Consider the following 20,535-nt stretch of genomic DNA (forward strand, 5'->3'; position numbering starts at 1 on the left):
CCACCGGGCACGCTTCGGAGGTGTCAGCAGTCCAGCTGCTGCAGCGTCGCGTTCGACGGTCCCCGCCGCGCCCGGAGCTCGCCGGCCACGTCCTCGGCCGCGCCCAGCACCCGTACCGCGTTCTGCCAGGTCAGCTTGGCCAGGTCGGCCTTGGACCAGCCGCGATCCAGCAGCTCCGCGACGAGGTTCGGGTAGCCGGACACGTCGCTGAGGCCGTCCGGGGTGAACGCCGTGCCGTCGTAGTCGCCGCCGATGCCGAGGTGGTCGACGCCGGCGACCTCGCGCATGTGGTCCAGGTGGTCCGCCACCGTCGACACCGTGGCGACGGGGCGCGGGTTGGACTCCTCGAAGACGCGGTGGACCTTCATGCCCTCGGGGGTCGTGTCGAGGTGGTGGAAGCCGTTGGCGCGCATGTTCTCGTCGGCCGCGGCCGTCCAGTCGACCGCCGCCTGGAGGACGAACTTCGGTACGAACGTCACCATCGCCACTCCCCCGTTGGCGGGCAGCCGCTCCAGGACGTCGTCCGGGATGTTGCGCGGGTGGTCGCACACCGCGCGGGAGGAGGAGTGGGAGAAAATCACCGGCGCGGCGGTGGTGTCGAGCGCGTCGCGCATGGTCGTCGCGGCCACGTGGGAGAGGTCCACGAGCATGCCCTCGCGGTTCATCTCCCGTACGACCTCACGGCCGAAGGACGACAGGCCGCCGACGGCGGGGTGGTCGGTCGCCGAGTCCGCCCAGGCGATGTTGTCGTTGTGGGTGAGGGTCATGTAGCGGACGCCGAGCGCGTACAAACCCCGCAGCGTGGCGAGGGAGTTGTCGATCGAGTGGCCGCCCTCCGCGCCCATCAGCGAGGCGATACGGCCTTCCGCCCGCGCCGCCTCCATGTCGGCGGCGGTCAGCGCGGCGCGCAGGTCGGCGGGGTGCCGGTCGATCAACTGCCGTACGCAGTCGATCTGTTCGAGCGTCGCGGTGACCGCTCCCGGCAGGTCCGAGCGGACGTACACCGACCAGAACTGGGCGCCGACCCCGCCCGCGCGCAGCCGCGCCAGGTCCGTGTGCAGGTGCGCGCTCTGGTCGGTGGCGATGTCGCGGGCGTCGAGGTCGTAGCGGACCTGTTCGCGCAGCGCCCAGGGCAGGTCGTTGTGGCCGTCGACCACGGGGAACTCGGCGAGGAGTTCGCGGACTTCGTCGAGCGAGGGGGAGGTCATCGGCGTCACTTCCCGAAGCCGAAGCCGCTGCCCGCGCCCTCGACCTTGGTGCGCAGCCGCTTGCCCTTCTCGGTGGCCTGGTCGTTCAGCTCCTGCTGGAACTCCCGCATCCGGGCGAGGAGTTCCTCGTCGTGCGCGGCGAGCATCCGGGCGGCAAGCAGGCCCGCGTTGCGCGCGCCGGCGACGGAGACGGTCGCGACCGGGACACCGGCCGGCATCTGCACGATCGACAGCAGGCTGTCCATGCCGTCGAGGTACTTCAGCGGGACCGGGACGCCGATCACCGGCAGCGGGGTCACGGAGGCCAGCATGCCGGGCAGGTGGGCGGCGCCGCCCGCGCCCGCGATGATCGCCTTGAGCCCGCGGTCGGCGGCCTGCTCGCCGTACGCGATCATCTCGCGCGGCATGCGGTGCGCGGAGACGACATCCACCTCGTACGGGATCTCGAACTCGTCGAGGGCCTGCGCGGCGGCCTCCATGACGGGCCAGTCGGAGTCGGATCCCATGACGATGCCTACGACGGGAGCGAGGGGGGCGTCGGACGCGCCGGGTTCAACAGGACCGGTCATTCGGTGATCGTGCCTCTCAGATATCCGGCTGCGTGCCGGGCGCGCTCCAGTACGTCGTCCAGGTCGTCGCCGTAGGTGTTGACGTGGCCCACCTTGCGGCCGGGCTTCACGTCCTTGCCGTACATGTGGATCTTCAGCTGGGGGTCGCGGGCCATGCAGTGCAGGTACGCGGAGTACATGTCGGGATAGTCGCCGCCGAGGACGTTGGCCATGACCGTCCACTTGGCGCGGGGGCGCGGATCGCCGAGCGGGAGGTCGAGGACGGCCCGTACGTGGTTGGCGAACTGGGAGGTGATCGCGCCGTCCTGGGTCCAGTGGCCCGAGTTGTGCGGGCGCATGGCCAGTTCGTTGACGAGGATGCGGCCGTCGCGGGTCTCGAAGAGCTCCACGGCGAGGTGGCCGACGACGCCGAGTTCCTTGGCGATGCGCAGGGCCAGCTCGCCCGCCTGGAGGGCCAGCTCCTCCGCGATACCGGGGGCCGGGGCGATCACCGTGTCGCAGACGCCGTCGACCTGCTGGGACTCGACGACGGGGTACGCGACCGCCTGGCCGTGCGGCGAGCGGACGACGTTCGCCGCGAGCTCGCGCACGAAGTCGACCTTCTCCTCGGCGAGGACGGGGACTCCGGCGCGGAAGGGGTCGGCCGCCTCTTCGAGGGAGCGGACGAACCACACCCCCTTGCCGTCGTAGCCGCCGCGGACGGTTTTCAGGATCACCGGGAAACCGTCGCCCTCGGCCGCGAAAGCGGCGACGTCGTCGACGTCGCTCACGATCCGGTGCCGTGGGCACGGCACACCGATCGAGTCGAGCTTCGCGCGCATCACACCCTTGTCCTGGGCGTGCACGAGTGCGTCGGGCCCGGGGCGGACGGGGATGCCGTCCGCCTCCAGGGCACGCAGGTGCTCGGTGGGTACGTGTTCGTGATCGAAGGTGATCACATCGCAGCCCCGCGCGAACTCACGCAGCGTGTCGAGGTCGCGATAGTCGCCGATGACGACATCGCTGACGACCTGCGCCGCGGAATCCTGAGGGGTGTCACTGAGGAGCTTGAACTTGATGCCGAGCGGGATGCCCGCCTCGTGTGTCATACGAGCGAGCTGCCCCCCGCCGACCATGCCGACTACCGGGAACGTCACGCTCCAAGAGTATCGGCCACGCCATGGCGGCCGGTTTCCGCACCCGCAGCCCGGTGTCTCCACGTCGACAAGCCGGTAATTCCGCGGCGAGGTGCCCGCCGCGGCGGCCATTTTTCTTACCTGTGAGTCTGTACACACAGGCGATGCAGAGGCCCGCTGGTTAGCATGGCTGAGTTGACATATCCGACTGACGGCAACCTACGGGGGCTGGCGACACCATGGGCAGTGGTTCTTCGGGGCCCCATACCGAGCAGCCTCGCGGCGCGGTTCGCCGTCGTTTCGACCGGCTCTTCCGAGAGGTCGTGAAGTTCGGCGCGGTCGGCGGGGTGGGGCTGCTGGTCAACCTGCTCGTGTTCAACCTGGTGCGCCACGGGACCGGTCTGCAGGTCGTGCGGGCCAGTGTGATCGCCACCGTCGTCGCCATCATCTTCAACTACGTCGGGTTCCGGTACTTCACGTACCGCGACCGCGACAAGGGCGGCCGCACCAAGGAACTGACGCTGTTCCTGCTGTTCAGCGCGGTGGGACTGGTCATCGAGAACGGCGTGCTCTACACGGCGACGTACGGCTTCGGCTGGGACAGCCCGCTGCAGAGCAACGTCTTCAAGTTCCTGGGCATCGGCGTCGCGACCCTGTTCCGCTTCTGGTCGTACCGCACCTGGGTGTTCCGTACGCTGCCCGCCCGGGAGGCGGTGGCCAGTGCGGAATCGTTCCTCGAAGCCGGGCCGGGGCCCGAGCAGCGCCCCAGGCCCGCTCAGCGCGTGAGCTGAGCCGTACCGCTACCGGACGGTCGGCTCCGGCTCCTCGCCCGCCAGGGGCTTCTTCAAGGGCGTACGGGACAGGAACAGGCCGAACACCGGCGGCTTCACCTGGAGCATCTCCAGACGTCCCCCGTCGGCCTCCGCGAGGTCACGGGCGACCGCGAGGCCGATACCCGTGGAGTTGCGGCCGCTGATGGTGCGCTCGAAGATGCGGGCGCCGAGGTCCGGGGGGACGCCGGGGCCCTCGTCGGTGACCTCGACGACGGCCTGGTTGCCGGTGACGCGGGTGCGCAGGGCGACGGTGCCGCCGCCGTGCATCAGGGAGTTCTCGATGAGCGCGGCAAGGACCTGGGCGACCGCGCCCGGGGTGCCCACGGCCCGCAGATGCCGCTTGCCCGAGCTGACGATGGCGCGGCCCGCGCTGCGGTAGGCCGGGCGCCACTCCTCCAGCTGCTGCTTGATGACCTCGTCCAGGTCGAAGGAGACCGCGGAGCCGGTGCGCGGGTCGCGGGCGTTGGTGAGCAGCCGCTCCACGACGTCCGTGAGCCGCTCGACCTGCGTCAGCGCGATCGTCGCCTCCTCCTTCACCGTGTCCAGGTCGTCGGTGAGGGTGATCTCCTCCAGGCGCATGGAGAGGGCGGTGAGGGGCGTACGGAGCTGGTGGGAGGCGTCCGCCGCCAGCCTGCGCTCCGCCGTGAGCATCCGGGCGATCCGCTCCGCGCTGCCGTCCAGGACGTCCGCGACGCGGTCCAGCTCCGGGACGCCGTACCGCTTGTGGCGCGGACGGGGGTCGCCTGAACCGAGCCGTTCCGCGGTCTCCGCGAGGTCGGTGAGGGGGGAGGCGAGGCGATTGGCCTGGCGTACGGCGAGGAGGACGGCGGCGATGATGGCGAGCAGGGCGACCGCCGCGATGATCAGCAGCGTACGGCCGATCTCCTTCGTCACGGACGAGCGCGGTTCCAGGACGGTGACCGTCTCGCCCTCTTCGCCCTTGGCCGTGTAGTGGGTGACCTCACCGCTGGGCTTGGTCCCGATCTCGATCGGTTCCCTGCCCGGGATCCTGATCACGGCGTACCGCTCGTCCGTGACCTGGTTCTTCAGGATCTCCGCGGTGATGTCCTCGTGGCCGATGATCCGGCTGTCCACGATGCTCGCCAGGCGCAGCGCCTCGGAGTCCACCCGCTCCTGGGCGCTGCTGCCGATCGTGCGCGTCTCGACGATCACCAGCGAGACGCCGAAGACGGCGATCACTACGAGCACCACGGCGAGCGTGGACTGGATGAGACGGCGACGCACGGTGCCCTCCGGGCGGGTTGCTTGGAGCCTGGTGGGAGGGGTCCGTCAGCTCTTCTCGAAGCGGAACCCGACGCCTCGTACCGTCGCGATGTAGCGAGGGTTCGCCGCGTCGTCGCCGAGCTTCTTGCGGAGCCAGGAGATGTGCATGTCGAGGGTCTTGGTGGAGGACCACCAGGTGGTGTCCCAGACCTCGCGCATGAGCTGGTCGCGGGTGACGACACGCCCCGCGTCCCGGACGAGGACCCGCAGGAGGTCGAACTCCTTGGCGGTGAGCTGGAGTTCCTCGTCGCCCATCCAGGCGCGGTGCGACTCGACGTCGATGCGCACCCCGTGCGTGGCGGGCGGCTGCTGGGGCTCGGCGGCGCCGCGCCGCAGCAGGGCCCGTACGCGGGCGAGCAGTTCGGCGAGCCGGAACGGCTTGGTGACGTAGTCGTCGGCGCCCGCGTCGAGGCCGACGACGGTGTCCACCTCGTCGGCGCGCGCGGTCAGGATGAGGATGGGGACGGTGTGCCCCTCGGCGCGCAGCCGGCGGGCCACTTCCAGCCCGTCCATCCCGGGCAGGCCCAGGTCCAGGACGCACAGGTCGATGCCGCCCTGGATGCCGGCGTCGAGCGCGGTGGGTCCGTCTTCGCGCACCTCGACCTCGTAGCCTTCCCGGCGCAGGGCACGGGCCAGTGGCTCCGAGATGGACGCGTCGTCCTCGGCGAGCAGTACACGGGTCATGAGGTGATGGTAGTCCGCCGCGGACGACACTCGCGGGGTGATCGGCATCCGTGATTCTTACCTGCGGCCCTGAAGGTGTCGGCCTGCGGCTATGAGGGGCGATCTTGATAAACACCTTCGAATAGGTTCCTGTGGTTCCATTACTGCCTGTGATCCATCTCTCAAGTCCTTCCATATGCGGCATTGACATGTCGTATGGTGACCAGACGCCTGTAGCACTGCAGGGACCTTTGGCGGGCATTTGACGCTGAAGGTCTCTTTTATGTGCGGGCTGGTATTCGCCAGCCTTGAAAGGAATGACCTGTGGCCGGGCCCGAGCGCATCGAAGCGTGCGGGCGTGGATCCCGGTGGTCGACCTCCGCCGCTTCGCAATCCGGAGCGGACTCCCCGTGGGCGTGGGGACGGACGGTCGGAACCCGCCGGTGCCGGCCGCCCCCACCGGGCGCGCAACCCCACTTCCCGTGCGTCCCGACCAGCAAGGAACGACCATGGCGTCCAGCCTGACGAAGGACTCGACAAACCCGGGCACCCCCGGTTTCGAGCGCACCTTCTTCGGCCACCCCCGCGGACTGGCCACTCTCTTCATGACCGAGATGTGGGAGCGATTCTCCTACTACGGCATGAGGGCTCTGCTCCCGCTGTACCTGGTCGCACCGGGCGGCCTGCACCTGAACGTGGCCACCGCGACCGCGATCTACTCCGTCTACGTGTCGATGGTGTACCTGCTCGCCCTTCCCGGCGGCTGGTTCGGCGACCGGGTCTGGGGTCCCCGCAAGACCGTCGCCGTCGCCGGCGGAGTCATCATGCTCGGCCACCTGACGCTGGCGCTGCCGTCGTCGGGCACCTTCTACGCGGGCCTCGGCCTCGTGGCGATCGGCTCGGGTCTGCTGAAGGCCAACATCTCCACGATGGTCGGCCACCTCTACGACGGCCCGGACGACCCGCGCCGCGACGGTGGCTTCACGGTCTTCTACATGGGCATCAACCTCGGCGCCTTCGCCGCGCCGCTGATCATCGGCACCATCGGTGAGAACGTCAACTGGCACCTGGGCTTCGCGCTCGCCGCGCTCGGCATGGCGCTCGGCCTCGGCCAGTTCCTGATCGGCAGCCGCAACCTCGCCGAGCGCTCCAAGATCGTCCCGACGCCGCTCTCCGCCCAGGAGAAGTCCTCGACGCTGCGCAAGGCCGCGATCTGGGCGGGCATCGCCGTCGTCTTCTACGCGATCGTCGGCACCACCGGCCACTACACGCTGAACTGGATCCTGGTTCCGCTGACCCTGCTCGGCGTGATCATCCCGATCATGGTCCTGGTGCGGATCAAGCGCGACAAGGACCTGGACCGCGCCGAGCAGTCGAAGATGTCCGGCTACATCTGGTTCTTCGTCGCCGCGGCCGTGTTCTGGATGATCTACGACCAGGGCGGCTCGACGCTGTCGATCTTCGCCGACGGCTCGGCCGAGAACACCGTCTTCGGCTGGGAGTTCCCGGTCTCCTGGTACCAGTCGGTGAACCCGGTACTGATCATGGCGCTCGCCCCGGTCTTCGCCTGGTTCTGGCTGGCCCTGAACAAGCGCGGCAAGGAGCCGAGCACCATCGTGAAGTTCGCGTCCGGTCTCGTGCTGGTCGGTGCGTCGTTCTTCCTCTTCCTGGCTCCGCTGTCGATCGCCGAGGGCGGTCACAAGGCCGCCGCGATGTGGCTGGTCGCGATCTACTTCGTGCAGACCGTCGGTGAGCTGCTGCTCTCCCCGGTCGGCCTCTCCGTCACCACGAAGATGGCGCCCGCGAAGTACGCCTCCCAGATGATGGGCGTCTGGTTCCTGGCCGTCACCGCCGGTGACGCCACGACCGGTCTGCTCTCCATCGCCGGGGTCGACCTGAACAAGATGGGCATCGTCGCCCTGGAGGCCACGCTCGCCGTGGTCGCCGGTGTCGCGGTGTGGATGTACCGCAACAAGGTCAAGGAACTCATGGGCGACGTCCGCTGACGTACGCCTGAGGCTTCTGCACGGAGGGCCGCCGCACCGATTGGTGCGGCGGCCCTTCGGGTTTCCCCGTGCCGCTCAGCGCACGCGCCGTCGGGGCATGAAGGTGAAGACGGCGCCGCCGAGCAGGATCACGGTGCCGGCCACCAGGCCGAGGGCCCGGAGCCCGCCGTTGTCGTTCGCGCCGGTCTCCGCCAGGCCTCCGCCGGAGGAGGACGACGATGACGACCCGGAGCCCGACGTTGTCGCACCGGAGACGCCGCCCTCCTGCTTCTCTACGTCGAGTTCCAGTGAGACAGCGGTCTTCGTCGCCTTGCAGGGAATCGTGATCGGGTCCGCCCCGGCGCTCAACGTCACGACGATCGTCAGGTCGCCCGGACTGAGGGTGGCCTTGCCGTCGGCTCCGGGCTTGTACGTGCCCGTCATGTCTTCGAGCGAGACCGGGTCGCCCGCGTTGAGGGCCTCCTTGTTGGCGGGGCCCTCGACCTCCAGCGAGCCGCTGTCGTCGCCGCCGACCGTGATCACCATGGAGGGCTTCAGCGCGCCCGCGGGCAGCGGTGCGGGGCTGTCCATCACGCCCTCGGCGGTCTTCACCGTGAGGTCGTAACTCCCGCCGTTCTTCTTGGCGTTGATCGTCGCCGTGGAGTCGATCTTCTCGGGTCCCGGCGAGGTGCAGGCGAAGGACGTGGTCACCGTCTTGCCCTCGAAGTCAGTCTGACCGTCATCGCCACCGGAGGTCGAACCACCTGACGTCGTGCCGCCGGTCGTCGTGCCACCGCCGGTCGTCGTACCGCCGTCGGTGGTCGTGCCGCCGGTCGTGGATCCACCCGAGGTCGTACCACCATCGGTGGTCGTCCCGCCCGAGGTCGTCGTACCTCCCCCGGCGTCCGTCACCGTGATGGTGGCAGCGACAGGCACCGCCTCCTGGGGCGTGCACACGGTGTCCGTCGAGTAGGCGTTGATGGTGTACGCGTCCGGTGTCAGCGTGACATCGCCCGCCGCCGTCAGCGTCAGCGTGCCCTTCATGTCGGACAGCACCATGTCCCCGCCCTTGGGGATGGCCGGGTTCTCGCGCGGCCCCTCCATCGCGATGTCGGCGGTCTGCGCGCCGGCCGCCTTGAGGACGCCGGTCGGCTGGACCGAGTCCTCCGGCAGGTCGATGAGGTCGGGGTTCTTCGAGGCGGCCTGCGTGAACTTCCACACGATCTCGACCTCGTCACCCACCTTCGCCGAGGCCGGTGCGGTGATCTCCACCTTCGTGGTGCCCTCGACGGGGTCGAGGCCCGAGGCCGCGGGCGGGATGCACTTGGTCGCGTACGACACCTCGGCGGCCTGCGCCGGGACCGCGGCCACCCCTAGCAGGATGCCCGCGCCGCCGAGTACCAGCGCGATCCCGGCCGCGCTCACTCTCCGCCCCGCCGTTGGTGCCACTCTCCGTTGCGTACTCACGTATTGCCCTTCCTCGTGGGAGTCGTCGGACTGTTCTCTTGCGGTGCGGAGAGCTGACCGGCCGCCAGGATCCCCGGATCGCTGTCCGGCGTGAACCACGGAAGGGTCCGCGTCGAAGCCGGGGCCGGAGTCGGAGTCGGAGTCGAGTTCGGGGTCGCACGGGATTCAGGTGCCGTCGTGGCCTTCGTGGCCGACGGCATGCTCAACCTCGGCATGCGCAGGGTGAGTTCGGGCAGCCGCAGGCCCCGCCGACGGCCGCTACCACCGCGCCGGGCCGGCCTGCGCGGCCGCAGCCGGTCCACCACGGCCATGCCGATACGGAACACCGCGGCCGGCACGACCACGGCGAGCAGGATCCAGAACAGCGTGACGCCCCAGGGGCGGCCCACGCCCCACGGCTGCTCGGCGAGCATCTTCCCGCCGTACTTCAGCGAGACCGTGTAGTCGCCGTGCGCCCCGGCCGCGAGTTCCACGGGGAGTTCAATCTGCGCCTTCTTGCCCGGCTCGACGGTGCCGCGCCACTGCTGTTCCTCCCACGTCGGGGCGAACACGCCGTGGGAGGTGCCGACTTGGAAGACGGGGTCCTTGACGGCGGCGGTGCCGACGTTGCCGACCGTGAAGACGAGCGTGCGCGAGGGCGGGGCGCCGAACGAGGTGAGCAGCCCGCTCGAACCGTCGAGCCGGGTGTCCGTGAGCACCGAGAGCCGCCCGCCGCTCTCCTCCTCGGGCAGCGGCTCGACCGAGTGCCCGGCAACCATGAAGATGGCGTCCGCCTCCGCCTTCTCCCCCGTGACCGTGGCGACGTGCACCACGCACGGGCACGGCTCGGGCGGCTCGGCGACCGGCAGTTCCTTGCTGAAGTCGCCCTTCGCGTCGGTGGTGACGGCCCGGCCGTCGGCGTTGGCACAGGAGTTGGTGCCGCCGATCACACCCCGGGAGGGCACCGACTGGCCACAGATCAGCATCATCAGCAGCGCCTTCGGCCGCCAGCCGCTGCCGGTGACGGTGATCGAACCCCCCGTCCCCGCCTGGGACTTGGACAACTTGACGGAGGGCTTGTCCGCGCCGACCGCGGGGCTCCCCGCGAGGGGCAGCACGAGGAGCGCCAGCACCGCCGCCAGCACCGTCATCCGCACCTTGCCGCCCACGACACCGCTCACGACACCGCTCCCGTCAACTCGACTTCCGTACGCGGCTGTTCACACGCCTCACCGCTGGGCGTGCGATGCCCGTGACGCCGTACACCGCCCGGCGGACGACGCCTGTGACGCCGTACGAGGAGAAACGCGACGACCGCCGCGAGCGCGCCCCCGGCCCCCGCCACCGCGCCCCACGGCACGAAGGTCGCCGACGCGGACCCCGTGTCGCGCGCCCCGCCCGCCGCCGTCACCGTCAGCCGTACCTCGACCGAGTCCAGCGCCGGGGTGTCCGGCCACGGCTCGCTGAGCGTGACGCGGCGGCCCGGCAGGAGTTCGACGGGCAGGGTGCGCGGGGCGCGGTCGAGTACCTCGCCGAGGGTGCCGTCGGCGTGGACGGCGAGTCGCGGGGTGAGGGCTGTGGTGCCCCGATTGACCAGCTCGTACGAGATGCGGCCCGCGCGCACGGTGACGTGTTCGACGGTGAGCGCGGACAACGTCGGTCCGTCCACCCGCAGTTGGATCCGGACCGCCGAGGTGCGTCCGCCGTCGCCGCTCGCCATGATCGCGCCGGGGTGGTCGCCGGGCGACGCGCCCGCCGGGACGCTCACCGTGAAGGGGACGTCGGCGCGGGTGTGCGCGGGGACGCGTACGGACAGCTCCCGCACGGGGACCCGCCGTCCGTCCGCCTTCCCCGCGAAGTTGATCCACGCGCCCGCGTCCGTCGCCTTCTCGCGGATCGTGAAGCCGCCGTCCGCCGTGTTGTCCGCGTCCGCGCCGCGCAGCCTGACCGTGAGCGGCTTCGCGCCCGGGTTGAGCACGGACACCGAGTCCTCGACGACGGTGCCGGGCGCGCCCTCCGCGTAGACGTACGGCCTGCCCTCCGGCGCGCTCGCGGAGGGCACCACGGACCAGCCGTCGTCGGCCACGGCCACGGGTGCCATGCCCAGCAACAGCAAGGTCAGGCCCAGTACACGGGCGGCGGGCAGTGCGTACGGCATCAGCGGCTCCTGGTTGCTTTACGGGGGGCCGGTCAGCGGCGTACCGCCTGGTTCCTGCGCGTCAGCCACAGCACACCGGCGGCACCCGCGAGCAGGACCGTGCCGCCGAGCGTGCCGAGCGCGATCGCAGAGTCCTCGGGGCCGGTCTGCGGGAGTTCGTCGCCCGAGCCGCTCTGGGTCTCGCCCGTATCCGAACCGCCCGCGGCCGTGACGTCGAGGGTGAGTGAGGGCTTGGGGTTGTTCGAAGGGGTGCAGGTGGTCGTGGTGCCCAGTGCCTTGATGGTCAGCACGTCCGCGGTGAAGGTGACCTTGCCGGTTTCCTTCGGCGTGTAGGTGCCGCTCAAGTCACTGATCTTGATGGGGGTGTTGGCGGGGATCGCGGCCGCGTTGGCCGGACCGCTCACCGCCACCGTGCCCTCCTCCGCGCCGCCCAGCTTGATCACGGCGCTCGGGGTCATCGAGCCCTTTCCCAGCTCCACCGGGCTCGACGAGACGCCCTTCTGCCAGGACATGGTGAGTTTGTAGGCGCTGCCGCTCTTGACGCTCTTGATGTCGATGGGCGACACGGCGCTCTTGTCGCCGATCGGCGTCTTGCACTGGTAGTTGACGTCCACCACGTCGGCATGGGCGGCGGGGGCGGCCATCAGCACCGCGGAGCCGGCCAGGGCCGCGGCGAACGCGAGCGCGGCGGTTCGTTTCTGGTACGTCCGGTACGACACCTCGGGGCCTCATTCCTGACGGAACATCAGATCGGCCGTCAAGGTACGCCCGGGGACTTGTGGAGGGAAGACAAAGCGCGCGCCGGATGTGAGGAGATCCGGCGCGCGTTCGATGACGTACGAGAAGGGCGCGAATGAGGGTTCGAACCCCGGGTAACACAAGGTGGGAGTCGCCAGGGGCTACGCGGGTGCCCCGAGTTCGGCCCAGACGGTCTTGCCCACGCCCCCCGGAGTGCGGACAACTCCCCAGTCCAGGCACAGTCGCTGCACGATGAACATTCCGTGGCCGCCGGGGCGCCCGGCACGGTGCGGGGTGCGCGGGGCGGGCTGTCCTGCGCCGCGGTCGGAGACCTCGACGCGGAGCACCTTGTTGTCGCAGGCGATCCGGAGTTCTTCCGGACCCTCGGCGTGCAGGCAGGCGTTGGTGACGAGTTCGGAGACGACCAGCAGGACGTCCTCGGCGGCAGCGCGGCGGTCGGCGGTCGCGGCGGGCAGCCAGCCCCACGCGTGCAGCGCCTGGCGGGCGAAGTCGCGGGCGAGCGGCACGACACCGCTCTGACCGTCGAAGCTCAGGCGGCGGGCCTGGCGGCCGGGGCCGGTGCCCGTGCCGGTGCCTGTACCGGTAGCGCCGGCGCCAGTGGCAGTCGCACTGCCGGTACCGGTGGCCGTGCCGGTACCACTGACACTGTCGATGCCACTGCCGGTGCCGGACACCGCGGAAGCGCCGCCGTCGCCCGACTCCGGGCCGCGGTCTCCCGGCGGGTAGGGCCGGGTGGTGCTCATCAGCGCTTCACCTCACCGATTCACCCATTCACATTCACAATTCAAGACTTCACTACTCAGTACGTTGCGGCGGCGGACGCATACAGAAAGTCTCCTGCCCGACCGAACCGTCCGAACACCCAATTATTCGACCCGAAACCCGTGACGCGCGTAACCCGTCGATCACGCAGGGACAACTGGGGTACCACTGTGACGCGATCCACCCTGGTCCGCCTAGACGGCCAGAGCCGCGGCGAGGCTGTCATGGACCGTGAAAACGGCCTCCGCCCCGGTGATCTCGAAGACCCGGGCCACCACCGGCAGCATCGCGGCGAGATGGACCGCGCCGCCCGCGGCCTCGGCCTTCAGCCGGGCGCCGAGCAGCACATTGAGTCCGGTGGAGTCACAGAACTCCAGGCGCGAGCAGTCGACGACCAGGCGGGCGTACCCCTTCTCGAGGCACGCATCGAGTGGTTCACGCAACAAATCGGCGGTGTGGTGATCGAGCTCACCCGCGGGGGTAACGACGGCACTGGGGCCCTCTACCCGCACTTCGACAAGAAGCCGGCCCGACTGTGCGCTGCCGACCGTCCCGCGGTCCATGCCGTCTCTCTCCTGAGCGTCGTGACTGCTGATGTAGGCACTCGAACACTACGCCTTCTCTACACACCCCGACACCCGAACAACCGCCATTAAACGGACATTTCACAAGTAAGCACACTTGCAACAACCGCGCGGGAGCGGGTAGGGCTAGTAGAGACACCTTTTCGACACGACCGGCTTTGGAGGCGCCGCACACCGCAGTGCACGTATTGGCATCGGCGGCCATATGCCGAGAACCATGGAGGACACCATGTCACCCCGGCTCGACGAATCGCATACCCAGACGGCGACGTCGGCTCCCCCGCCGGAACTCCCGCGACTCCCCGGGAAACCCGACGGACTCGAAGGCCTTCCGGAGATCCCCCCGTACGACCAGGTGGGGCCGGTGGACGCCCGGGCCCTGTCCAAGACACTCTTCGAGCGGCTGGAGTCCCTCGAAGAAGGCACCTACGAGTACTCGTACGTTCGCAACACACTGGTCGAACTCAACCTCGCACTGGTCAAGTTCGCCGCCTCTCGGTTCCGCTCCCGCAGCGAGCCGATGGAGGACATCATCCAGGTCGGCACCATCGGCCTGATCAAGGCGATCGACCGCTTCGAGATGAGCCGCGGCGTCGAGTTCCCCACCTTCGCGATGCCGACGATCGTCGGCGAGGTCAAGCGCTTCTTCCGCGACACGTCGTGGTCGGTGCGCGTACCGCGCAGGCTGCAGGAACTCCGCCTCGACCTGGCCAAGGCGGGCGACGAACTCGCCCAGAAACTCGATCGCGCGCCGACGGTGGGAGAGCTGGCGGAGCGCTTGGACCTCTCCAACGAAGAGGTCGTCGAAGGCATGGCCGCGTCCAACGCGTACACGGCCAGTTCGCTGGACGCCCAGCCCGAGGAGGACGACTCCGAGGGCGCGCTCGCGGACCGCATCGGCTACGAGGACCACGGGCTCGAAGGCATCGAGTACGTGGAATCGCTGAGGCCGCTGATCGCCGAACTCCCCTCCCGCGACCGGCAGATCCTCGCCCTCCGCTTCGTCGCCAACATGACCCAGTCCGAGATCGGCGACGAACTCGGCATCTCCCAGATGCATGTCTCCCGGCTGCTCTCGCGGACGCTGGTGCGGCTGCGGAAGGGGCTGACCGTCGAGGAGTGACGGTTCGACAGCCGCTTGTCGGCTCCAGTAGCTGTAACCAGGTCGGGCGCCCCCAACTTCCGGGGGCGCCCGACCTAGTTACAGCTTGGCAGCGGCTGTGGTTACCCCGGGAAACCTCTTTCCTCACAGGTTGCCTTCCACCACTATGGGCACCCCCGTACCCGCCGGTACGCCAGGACTCCGGCGGGCGGAGCGTGGGGTGCGAGGAGGCACGGGGATGGCTGGGGCCGGCCGGACCGATGGTGACGGTGAAGACGGGTACGGCGGGGACGACCCTTATGTCGGGGACGACGCCGGGAGTGGCATGTACTCCACGGCGTCCGACGCGCAGCTCACCGAACTGCTGCGCGCCGACACCCCGACCGCGTATCCGGCACTGCGCGAACTGCGCCTGCGGCACCGGCCCGCGGTCCTCTCGTACGCCCGTCTGTGCACCGTCGGCGAGTCCGCCGCACGGCAGCTGACAGCTCAGGCGTTCGCGCTCGCCGCCCGCGACACGGCACGCGGCATCGACCCACGAGGGCCCTGGCGCCACCAACTGCTGCTCCTGGCAGGCCGGGTGGCCGCATCCTGGGCCGCTCCCCTCGACCATCGCGCGAGCCGCCTCGATCCGGGTCTGCTCGCCCGACTCCGCGGGACGAACGGCCCCGACGGGCCCGTCCCGCCGATGCTCGACGCGTTCCAGTCGCTGCCGAGCCGTGTCCAGGGCCTCATCTGGTACGGCGTCGTCGACGAGGAGCCCGACGCCAGGACCACGGCTTTCCTCGGGGCCCTGCCGCAGGACGTGGCGTACGGCAAGCAGCCCGCGTTCCAGGCCCTGCGCCAGGCCTGTCTGAAGACCCGCCTCGCCCGCTCCGGCAACCCCCGCTGCCAGGACTTCCGCCGGCTGATCGAGGAGGCGGCGCACCCCGAGAACCCGCGCTACAGCGCCGACTTGAACGCCCACATGACGCACTGCGCGCACTGCGCCACCGCGTACGAGGAGCTGGGCGCCCTGCGCGACACCCCGCTCACGGCGCTGGCCGAGGGACTGCTGCCGTGGGGCGGCGCGGCCTACGTCATGGGCCACGGGGGCGAGACCGCTCCCACCCGGAGTCCGGCCTCCTCCTCCTGGCCGCCTTCCCGGCGCTTCGTCCTCGCCTCGGCCGCGCTCGGCGTCGCGGTGGCGCCGCTGCTGCTGTATCTGCTGACGTCGGGCGGGTCGGAGCCCGCGGTGAGCGCGGTGAGCACACCGGCTGCGCCGCCTCCGGTGACGGTGACCGCGACGGTCTCGGTGACTCCGTCGCCGTCCGCGTCCCCCTCCCCCACTCGTACGGCCAAGTCCCCGTCCCCGACGCACACTTCGACGCCGTCGAAGACACCCACGCCTTCGAAGAAGCCGAAGCCGTCCCCGACCCCGCACCCCCCGAACGGCACCTACGCCCAGGTCGTGAACGCCGATTCGGGGCTCTGCCTCGACATCCGCGACGGTGTCATGGACCTGGGCACGGACGTCGTCACGGCCCGTTGCACCTCGTCCCGCACCCAGATGTGGCGCGTCGACACCGGCCGCGGCGTCCTCCAGTCGTTCGCCGACGACCGCTTCTGCCTGGACAGCCGGGGTTCCACGGACCGGGGCGTCGGCATCTGGGAGTGCTCGGCCGCCGACGACTACGAGCCCAACGGCAAGAACCTGCACTTCACGGTGGACTCGCGAGGCCTGATCCGCCCGGACATCGCCCCCGACCACGCCGTCACTCCGTACGGCGACCGGCTCTCGCTGGCCAGGGACCACGGCCGCGAGGACCAGCGGTGGCTGGCCGGTTCCGCCGCTACGTGACCGGAATCCCGCGCCGCCGGACCTCCGAGACCAGCGGGACGCCCGGCCGGTAGGCGAGGTGGACATGGCTCGGGGCATCGAGGATCGCCAGGTCGGCGTAGGCGCCCGGGGATAGGCGGCCAATGTCCGTGCGGCGAAGGGCCTGGGCTCCTCCGGCCGTGGCCGACCAGAGCGCCTCGTCGGGCGTCATCCCCATGTCCCGTACCGCCAGCGCGATGCAGAACGGGACGGACGAGGTGAACGACGAGCCCGGGTTGCAGTCCGTGGAGAGGGCCACGGTGACGCCCGCGTCAAGCAGGCGGCGGGCGTTCGGCCACTGGGCGCGGGTGGAGAATTCGGCGCCGGGGAGGAGCGTGGCGACCGTGCTGCTGTTCGCGAGCGCGTCCACGTCCGCGTCCGTGACGTGCGTGCAGTGGTCCGCGCTCGCCGCGTCCAGTTCTACGGCGAGCTGGACGCCGGGGCCGTAGGAGAGCTGGTTGGCGTGGACGCGCGGGTGCAGGCCCTTCGCCTTGCCCGCCGTGAGGATCGCGCGGGCCTGGTCGCCGTCGAAGGCGCCCTTCTCGCAGAAGACGTCGACCCAACGGGCGTACGGGGCACAGGCGTCGAGCATCTCGCCGGTCACCAGGGCCACGTACCCGGCCGGGTCGTCGGCGTAGTCCGGGGAGACGATGTGCGCGCCGAGGTAGGTGACCTCGTCGGTGTGCGCCGCCGCGATACGCAGCGCCCTGGCCTCGTCCTCGACGGTGAGGCCGTAGCCCGACTTCGTCTCGAAGGTGGTGGTGCCCTGGAGCAGGGCCTCGCGGAGGTAGTGCGTGAGGTTGCGTTCCAGGTCCTCGTCGGAGGCGGCGCGGGTGGCGGCGACGGTGGTGCGGATGCCGCCGGCCGTGTAGCTGCGGCCCGACATACGGGCGTTGAACTCCTGCGTGCGGTCGCCCGCGAAGACGAGGTGCGAGTGGGAGTCCACGAAGCCCGGGATCACCGCCCGGCCGCCGGCGTCGACCCGATTGTCAGTGGCGGGTGCTTTTCTTGAATCACCGGTCCACGCGATGCGGTCGCCTTCGATGACGACGGCCGCGTCCTGGATCAGACCGAGGGGGGAACCGTCACCGAGGGAGGGGTCGTTGGTGACCAGGCTGGCGATGTTGGTGATGACGGTGGTCATGGCGATGTCCTTGTGGGGGCTGGGGCTGCGGGGGACGGTCGTCGGGCTCAGGCGCGCAGGGCGTCGATGGCGTCCGCGAGAGCCCTCGGCACTTCGGGTACGAGGGTGTGTGCGCCGTCTCGTACGACGTGCCTGCCGCCCACGACCGTGTGGCGTACGTCGGCAGCCGTCGCGGCGAATACGGCTGTCTCGGCACCGAGGCGCGGCACCGGTCCCGCTGTTCTGACCGAGTCGAGGGCGATCGTCGTGAAGTCGGCGAGCGCGCCCGGCTCCAGGATGCCCGCGCCGTCCCAGCCCAGGGCCGCGTGGCCGTCCGCGGAGGCGGCGCGGAGGAGGGCGGCCGCCGTCCAGTGACCGCGGGTGCGGGTGCGCAGGCGCTCGTTCAGCTCCATGGCGCGGGCCTCTTCGAGGAGGTCGATGACGGCGTGGCTGTCGGAGCCGAGGGAGAGGGGCGAGCCCGCGTTCTGCAGGGCGACCGCGGGCCCGATGCCGTCGGCCAGGTCCCGTTCGGTGGTGGGGCACATGCAGGTCCCGGTCCCGGAGCCGCCGATCAGGGCGATGTCCTGATCCGTGAGGTGCGTGTTGTGGACGCCGGTCGTGCGCAGGCCGAGGACGCCGTGGTCGGCGAGCAGCTGGGTGGGGGTGCGGCCGTGCGTGGCCTGGCAGGCGTCGTTCTCCGCCGTCTGCTCGGACAGATGCACATGCAGCGGGGCCCGCCGCTCCTCGGCCCACCGCGCCACCGTCGCCAACTGCTTGGCCGGCACGGCCCGTACGGAGTGGATGGCCGCACCGATCCGCGCGTGATCACGGTCCTTGAGAAGTGAAGAGCGTTCCGCCCAGGCGTCCGCGCTGCCGTCGGAGAAGCGGAGCTGGTGCCGGTTCGGGGGCTGTCCGAAGCCGGCGGAGACGTATGCGGTGTCGAGGAGGGTGATGCGGATCCCGGCCTCGGCCGCCGCCGCGATGAGCGCCTCGCCCATCGCGTTGGGGTCGGCGTACGGGGTGCCGCCCGGGGCGTGGTGCACGTAGTGGAACTCGCCGACGGCCGTGATCCCGGCGAGCGCCATCTCCGCGTACACCGCTCGGGCGAGCGCGTGGTAGGTCTCCGGGGTCAGCCTGTCCGCGAAGGAGTACATGATCTCGCGCCAGGTCCAGAAGGTGCCCGAGCCGACCTGGACGGTGGAGCGCAGGGCGCGGTGGAAGGCGTGCGAGTGGGCGTTGGCGAGCCCGGGGAGGGTGAGACCGCGGAGGGTCTCGGCGCCGGGGGGTGGGGTGTCGACGCCGGTGCGGACGGCGGTGATGCGGCCGTCGTGGACGTCGAGGGCCACGCCCGGCTCGACGTTGGTGTCGAGCCAGGCGTGTTCCAGCCAGTACGTCTGCGTCACCTGCGGACCAGCCCTTCGAGTACGTCGGCGAGTGCGGTCACCCCGGCCACGCAGTCGTCCTCGGCGGCGTACTCGGCCGGGGAGTGCGAGACGCCCGTGGGGTTGCGTACGAACAGCATGGCGGTCGGGACGGTCCCGGAGAGGATTCCGGCGTCGTGTCCGGCGCCGGTACCCAGGACGGGGACCCTCAGGTCCGCCTCCTTGCCCAGGATGCGGGCGAGCTCGTCACGCAGGGCGTGCTCGAACTCGACGACGGGGGTGAACGACTCGCGGACGACGTCGAGTTCGACGCCCTGCGCCTCCGCGTACTCGCGGGCCGCCTTCTCGATGCCGGTGACGACCGTGTCCAGGCTCGCCTGGTCGGCGGCGCGGGAGTCGAGCCAGCCGCGGACGAGGGAGGGGATGGCGTTCACGCCGTTCGGCTCGACGGCGATCTTGCCGAAGGTGGCGACGGCGCCCGCGAGTCGGGCCTCTCGTCTCGCGGCCAGCACCGTCTCCGCGTACGGCAGCATCGGGTCGCGGCGGTCCACGAGCCGGGTGGTGCCCGCGTGGTTGGCCTCGCCCCGGAAGTCGAACCGCCAGCGGCCGTGCGGCCAGATGGCGCTCGCGATGCCGACGCGGTCGCCGGAGAGGTCGAGGGCGCGGCCCTGTTCGACGTGCAGCTCGACGAAGGCGCCGATACGGGAGAGCCGCTCGGGGTCGGGCCCGATGGCGTCCGGGTCGTATCCGGCCCGCTCCATGGCCTGCGGCAGCGTAATGCCGTCGGCGTCGGTGAGCCGGTGCGCCTGCTCGACGGTGAGCTGCCCGGCCGCGAGCCGCGACCCGACACAGGCGAGCCCGAACCGGGCGCCCTCCTCGTCCCCGAAGTTCACGATGGCCAGAGGCCTGCTGAACTCCACTTGGCGTGCGCGCAGTTCGTCCAGCGCCGCGAAGGACGACACGACGCCGAGGGGCCCGTCGAAGGCCCCGCCGTCCGGCACGGAGTCGAGATGGGACCCCGTGACCACGGCGTCCCCCGCGACGGGATCCCCGAGCCAGGCCCACTGATTCCCGTTCCGATCGACCTCGTAGTCGAGCCCACGAGCCTCGGCCTGCCCCCGGAACCAGGCCCGGCAGTCGAGGTCGGCACCGCTCCACGCGAAGCGACGGTAACCACCGGAGTCGGGGTGCCGACCGATGGGCTTCAGGTCACTCCACATGTCGTGGAAGGAGGGGGCGGCTGGTGCGGGGCGCCCGGGTTGTGGGGCGCCGGCAGCCGGCACGGCGACGGCCCGCGGGCGCTCGCCGAGCGCTGCCGCCGCGGGCTGCGGGTGATCGCCGGCGGCGGCTTCTGCGGCTGCCTCGGGCTGCGGTGTATCACCGGTTGCTGCCGCCGCCTCGGGCTGCGGTGTATCACCGATTGCTGCCGCCGCCTCGGGCTGCGGTGTATCACCGATTGCTGCCGCCGCCGCGAGCTGCGGGTGACCGTCGGCGGCAGCTTCTGCCGCCGACGCAGGCTGCGGATGATTGCCGGCCGCTGCAACGGCGGGCTGCGGGTGACCGTCAGCGGCGGCCGCTGCGGCTGACGATGACGGCTGCGGACGATTGTCGGCCGCTGCAACCGCGGGCTGCGGGCTGTCGCCAGCCGCAGCCACCGCAGGCCGCGCGGAGCCACCAGCGCCGGGCGCTGACGCAGCCGCAGCC

At 70.6% G+C, this 20,535-nt stretch carries 19 protein-coding genes; 5 read left to right on the top strand and 14 right to left on the bottom strand.

The genetic code is table 11. The features are described from left to right. Window positions 1–23 precede the first annotated feature (23 nt). The 3 genes from OG219_RS19650 to OG219_RS19660 are packed head-to-tail and all read right to left on the bottom strand — an operon-like array spanning window position 24 to window position 2,913. Window positions 24–1,208, bottom strand: coding sequence for a dipeptidase (locus OG219_RS19650; RefSeq protein ID WP_266828262.1), 1,185 nt, complete (start codon window positions 1,206–1,208; stop codon window positions 24–26). A gap of 5 nt (window positions 1,209–1,213) precedes the next feature. Continuing rightward, complete coding sequence (gene purE, locus OG219_RS19655; protein WP_266828263.1) at window positions 1,214–1,777, bottom strand: 5-(carboxyamino)imidazole ribonucleotide mutase; 564 nt, start codon at window positions 1,775–1,777, stop codon at window positions 1,214–1,216. Further along, window positions 1,774–2,913 carry a 5-(carboxyamino)imidazole ribonucleotide synthase gene (locus OG219_RS19660; RefSeq protein WP_266828264.1) on the bottom strand — a complete coding sequence of 380 codons (1,140 nt, stop codon included), beginning with the start codon at window positions 2,911–2,913 and terminating at the stop codon, window positions 1,774–1,776. The genes purE and OG219_RS19660 overlap by 4 nt, the downstream gene beginning before the upstream one ends. Before the next feature lie 218 nt (window positions 2,914–3,131). Here OG219_RS19660 and OG219_RS19665 point away from each other — a divergent pair, with 218 nt between their 5' ends. Then, window positions 3,132–3,683: a GtrA family protein gene (locus OG219_RS19665; protein ID WP_266828265.1), complete on the top strand. Its 552-nt coding sequence runs from the start codon at window positions 3,132–3,134 to the stop codon at window positions 3,681–3,683. A 9-nt stretch (window positions 3,684–3,692) separates the two neighbouring features. Here the strand turns inward: OG219_RS19665 and OG219_RS19670 are convergent, their stop codons facing one another. Both OG219_RS19670 and OG219_RS19675 read right to left on the bottom strand, forming a co-directional pair. Then, window positions 3,693–4,970, bottom strand: coding sequence for an ATP-binding protein (locus tag OG219_RS19670; protein WP_266828266.1), 1,278 nt, complete (start codon window positions 4,968–4,970; stop codon window positions 3,693–3,695). Window positions 4,971–5,015: 45 nt separating this feature from the next. Further along, window positions 5,016–5,693 carry a response regulator transcription factor gene (locus OG219_RS19675; RefSeq protein WP_037748267.1) on the bottom strand — a complete coding sequence of 226 codons (678 nt, stop codon included), beginning with the start codon at window positions 5,691–5,693 and terminating at the stop codon, window positions 5,016–5,018. 488 nt (window positions 5,694–6,181) lie between these two features. On the opposite strand from OG219_RS19675, the gene OG219_RS19680 reads away from it, so the two are divergent. Beyond that, window positions 6,182–7,678: an oligopeptide:H+ symporter gene (locus tag OG219_RS19680; protein WP_266828267.1), complete on the top strand. Its 1,497-nt coding sequence runs from the start codon at window positions 6,182–6,184 to the stop codon at window positions 7,676–7,678. A 75-nt stretch (window positions 7,679–7,753) separates the two neighbouring features. On the opposite strand, the gene OG219_RS19685 is transcribed toward OG219_RS19680, so the two are convergent. From OG219_RS19685 to OG219_RS19710, 6 genes are all read right to left on the bottom strand, one after another. Then, window positions 7,754–9,082 carry a hypothetical protein gene (locus tag OG219_RS19685; protein ID WP_266828268.1) on the bottom strand — a complete coding sequence of 443 codons (1,329 nt, stop codon included), beginning with the start codon at window positions 9,080–9,082 and terminating at the stop codon, window positions 7,754–7,756. A gap of 38 nt (window positions 9,083–9,120) precedes the next feature. Beyond that, window positions 9,121–10,254, bottom strand: a complete 1,134-nt coding sequence (locus OG219_RS19690) for a hypothetical protein (RefSeq protein WP_266836153.1) — start codon at window positions 10,252–10,254, stop codon at window positions 9,121–9,123. 26 nt (window positions 10,255–10,280) lie between these two features. Beyond that, a complete protein-coding gene (locus OG219_RS19695) occupies window positions 10,281–11,261 on the bottom strand; it encodes a hypothetical protein (RefSeq protein ID WP_266828269.1) in 981 nt (326 codons plus the stop codon). Between the two features lie 32 nt (window positions 11,262–11,293). Next, window positions 11,294–11,980, bottom strand: coding sequence for an LPXTG cell wall anchor domain-containing protein (locus OG219_RS19700; RefSeq protein ID WP_266828270.1), 687 nt, complete (start codon window positions 11,978–11,980; stop codon window positions 11,294–11,296). Between the two features lie 180 nt (window positions 11,981–12,160). Further along, the gene (locus OG219_RS19705) at window positions 12,161–12,763 is read right to left on the bottom strand and encodes an ATP-binding protein (RefSeq protein ID WP_266828272.1); all 603 of its coding nucleotides are present in this window, start codon (window positions 12,761–12,763) and stop codon (window positions 12,161–12,163) included. 213 nt (window positions 12,764–12,976) lie between these two features. After that, window positions 12,977–13,345, bottom strand: coding sequence for an STAS domain-containing protein (locus tag OG219_RS19710; RefSeq protein ID WP_266828274.1), 369 nt, complete (start codon window positions 13,343–13,345; stop codon window positions 12,977–12,979). A 238-nt stretch (window positions 13,346–13,583) separates the two neighbouring features. On the opposite strand from OG219_RS19710, the gene OG219_RS19715 reads away from it, so the two are divergent. Further along, the gene (locus tag OG219_RS19715; RefSeq protein WP_266828276.1) at window positions 13,584–14,489 is read left to right on the top strand and encodes an RNA polymerase sigma factor SigF; all 906 of its coding nucleotides are present in this window, start codon (window positions 13,584–13,586) and stop codon (window positions 14,487–14,489) included. Window positions 14,490–14,793: 304 nt separating this feature from the next. Next, the gene (locus OG219_RS19720) at window positions 14,794–16,308 is read left to right on the top strand and encodes an RICIN domain-containing protein (protein ID WP_266836154.1); all 1,515 of its coding nucleotides are present in this window, start codon (window positions 14,794–14,796) and stop codon (window positions 16,306–16,308) included. Here the strand turns inward: OG219_RS19720 and hutI are convergent. Genes hutI through OG219_RS19735 form a run of 3 tightly spaced genes read right to left on the bottom strand, consistent with a single transcriptional unit; the run spans window position 16,301 to window position 20,051 of the window. After that, window positions 16,301–17,470, bottom strand: a complete 1,170-nt coding sequence (hutI, locus tag OG219_RS19725) for an imidazolonepropionase (protein WP_266828278.1) — start codon at window positions 17,468–17,470, stop codon at window positions 16,301–16,303. The genes OG219_RS19720 and hutI overlap by 8 nt on opposite strands. Window positions 17,471–17,517: 47 nt before the next feature. Further along, window positions 17,518–18,852, bottom strand: a complete 1,335-nt coding sequence (locus OG219_RS19730) for a formimidoylglutamate deiminase (protein WP_266828280.1) — start codon at window positions 18,850–18,852, stop codon at window positions 17,518–17,520. Continuing rightward, on the bottom strand, window positions 18,849–20,051 hold the full coding sequence (locus tag OG219_RS19735) for an allantoate amidohydrolase (RefSeq protein WP_266828282.1): 1,203 nt from the start codon (window positions 20,049–20,051) through the stop codon (window positions 18,849–18,851). Before OG219_RS19735 ends, OG219_RS19730 begins: the two co-directional genes overlap by 4 nt. 3 nt (window positions 20,052–20,054) lie before the next feature. Here OG219_RS19735 and OG219_RS19740 point away from each other — a divergent pair, with 3 nt between their 5' ends. Further along, window positions 20,055–20,417 carry a hypothetical protein gene (locus OG219_RS19740; RefSeq protein WP_266828284.1) on the top strand — a complete coding sequence of 121 codons (363 nt, stop codon included), beginning with the start codon at window positions 20,055–20,057 and terminating at the stop codon, window positions 20,415–20,417. Window positions 20,418–20,535: the final 118 nt, after the last annotated feature.

It is taken from the genome of Streptomyces sp. NBC_00038, assembly GCF_026343635.1.
GTDB lineage: Bacteria > Actinomycetota > Actinomycetes > Streptomycetales > Streptomycetaceae > Streptomyces.

Excerpts from the sequence above, each read along its gene's own strand:
- OG219_RS19690 (WP_266836153.1), bottom strand. The coding sequence starts at position 10,254 with ATGACGGTGCTGGCGGCGGTGCTGGCGCTCCTCGTGCTGCCCCTCGCG.
- OG219_RS19720 (WP_266836154.1), top strand. The coding sequence starts at position 14,794 with ATGTACTCCACGGCGTCCGACGCGCAGCTCACCGAACTGCTGCGCGCC.
- OG219_RS19710 (WP_266828274.1), bottom strand. The coding sequence starts at position 13,345 with ATGGACCGCGGGACGGTCGGCAGCGCACAGTCGGGCCGGCTTCTTGTC.
- OG219_RS19665 (WP_266828265.1), top strand. The coding sequence starts at position 3,132 with ATGGGCAGTGGTTCTTCGGGGCCCCATACCGAGCAGCCTCGCGGCGCG.
- OG219_RS19695 (WP_266828269.1), bottom strand. The coding sequence starts at position 11,261 with ATGCCGTACGCACTGCCCGCCGCCCGTGTACTGGGCCTGACCTTGCTG.
- OG219_RS19650 (WP_266828262.1), bottom strand. The coding sequence starts at position 1,208 with ATGACCTCCCCCTCGCTCGACGAAGTCCGCGAACTCCTCGCCGAGTTC.
- OG219_RS19715 (WP_266828276.1), top strand. The coding sequence starts at position 13,584 with ATGGAGGACACCATGTCACCCCGGCTCGACGAATCGCATACCCAGACG.
- OG219_RS19680 (WP_266828267.1), top strand. The coding sequence starts at position 6,182 with ATGGCGTCCAGCCTGACGAAGGACTCGACAAACCCGGGCACCCCCGGT.
- OG219_RS19705 (WP_266828272.1), bottom strand. The coding sequence starts at position 12,763 with ATGAGCACCACCCGGCCCTACCCGCCGGGAGACCGCGGCCCGGAGTCG.
- OG219_RS19675 (WP_037748267.1), bottom strand. The coding sequence starts at position 5,693 with ATGACCCGTGTACTGCTCGCCGAGGACGACGCGTCCATCTCGGAGCCA.
- OG219_RS19735 (WP_266828282.1), bottom strand. The coding sequence starts at position 20,051 with ATGTGGAGTGACCTGAAGCCCATCGGTCGGCACCCCGACTCCGGTGGT.
- hutI (WP_266828278.1), bottom strand. The coding sequence starts at position 17,470 with ATGACCACCGTCATCACCAACATCGCCAGCCTGGTCACCAACGACCCC.
- purE (WP_266828263.1), bottom strand. The coding sequence starts at position 1,777 with ATGACCGGTCCTGTTGAACCCGGCGCGTCCGACGCCCCCCTCGCTCCC.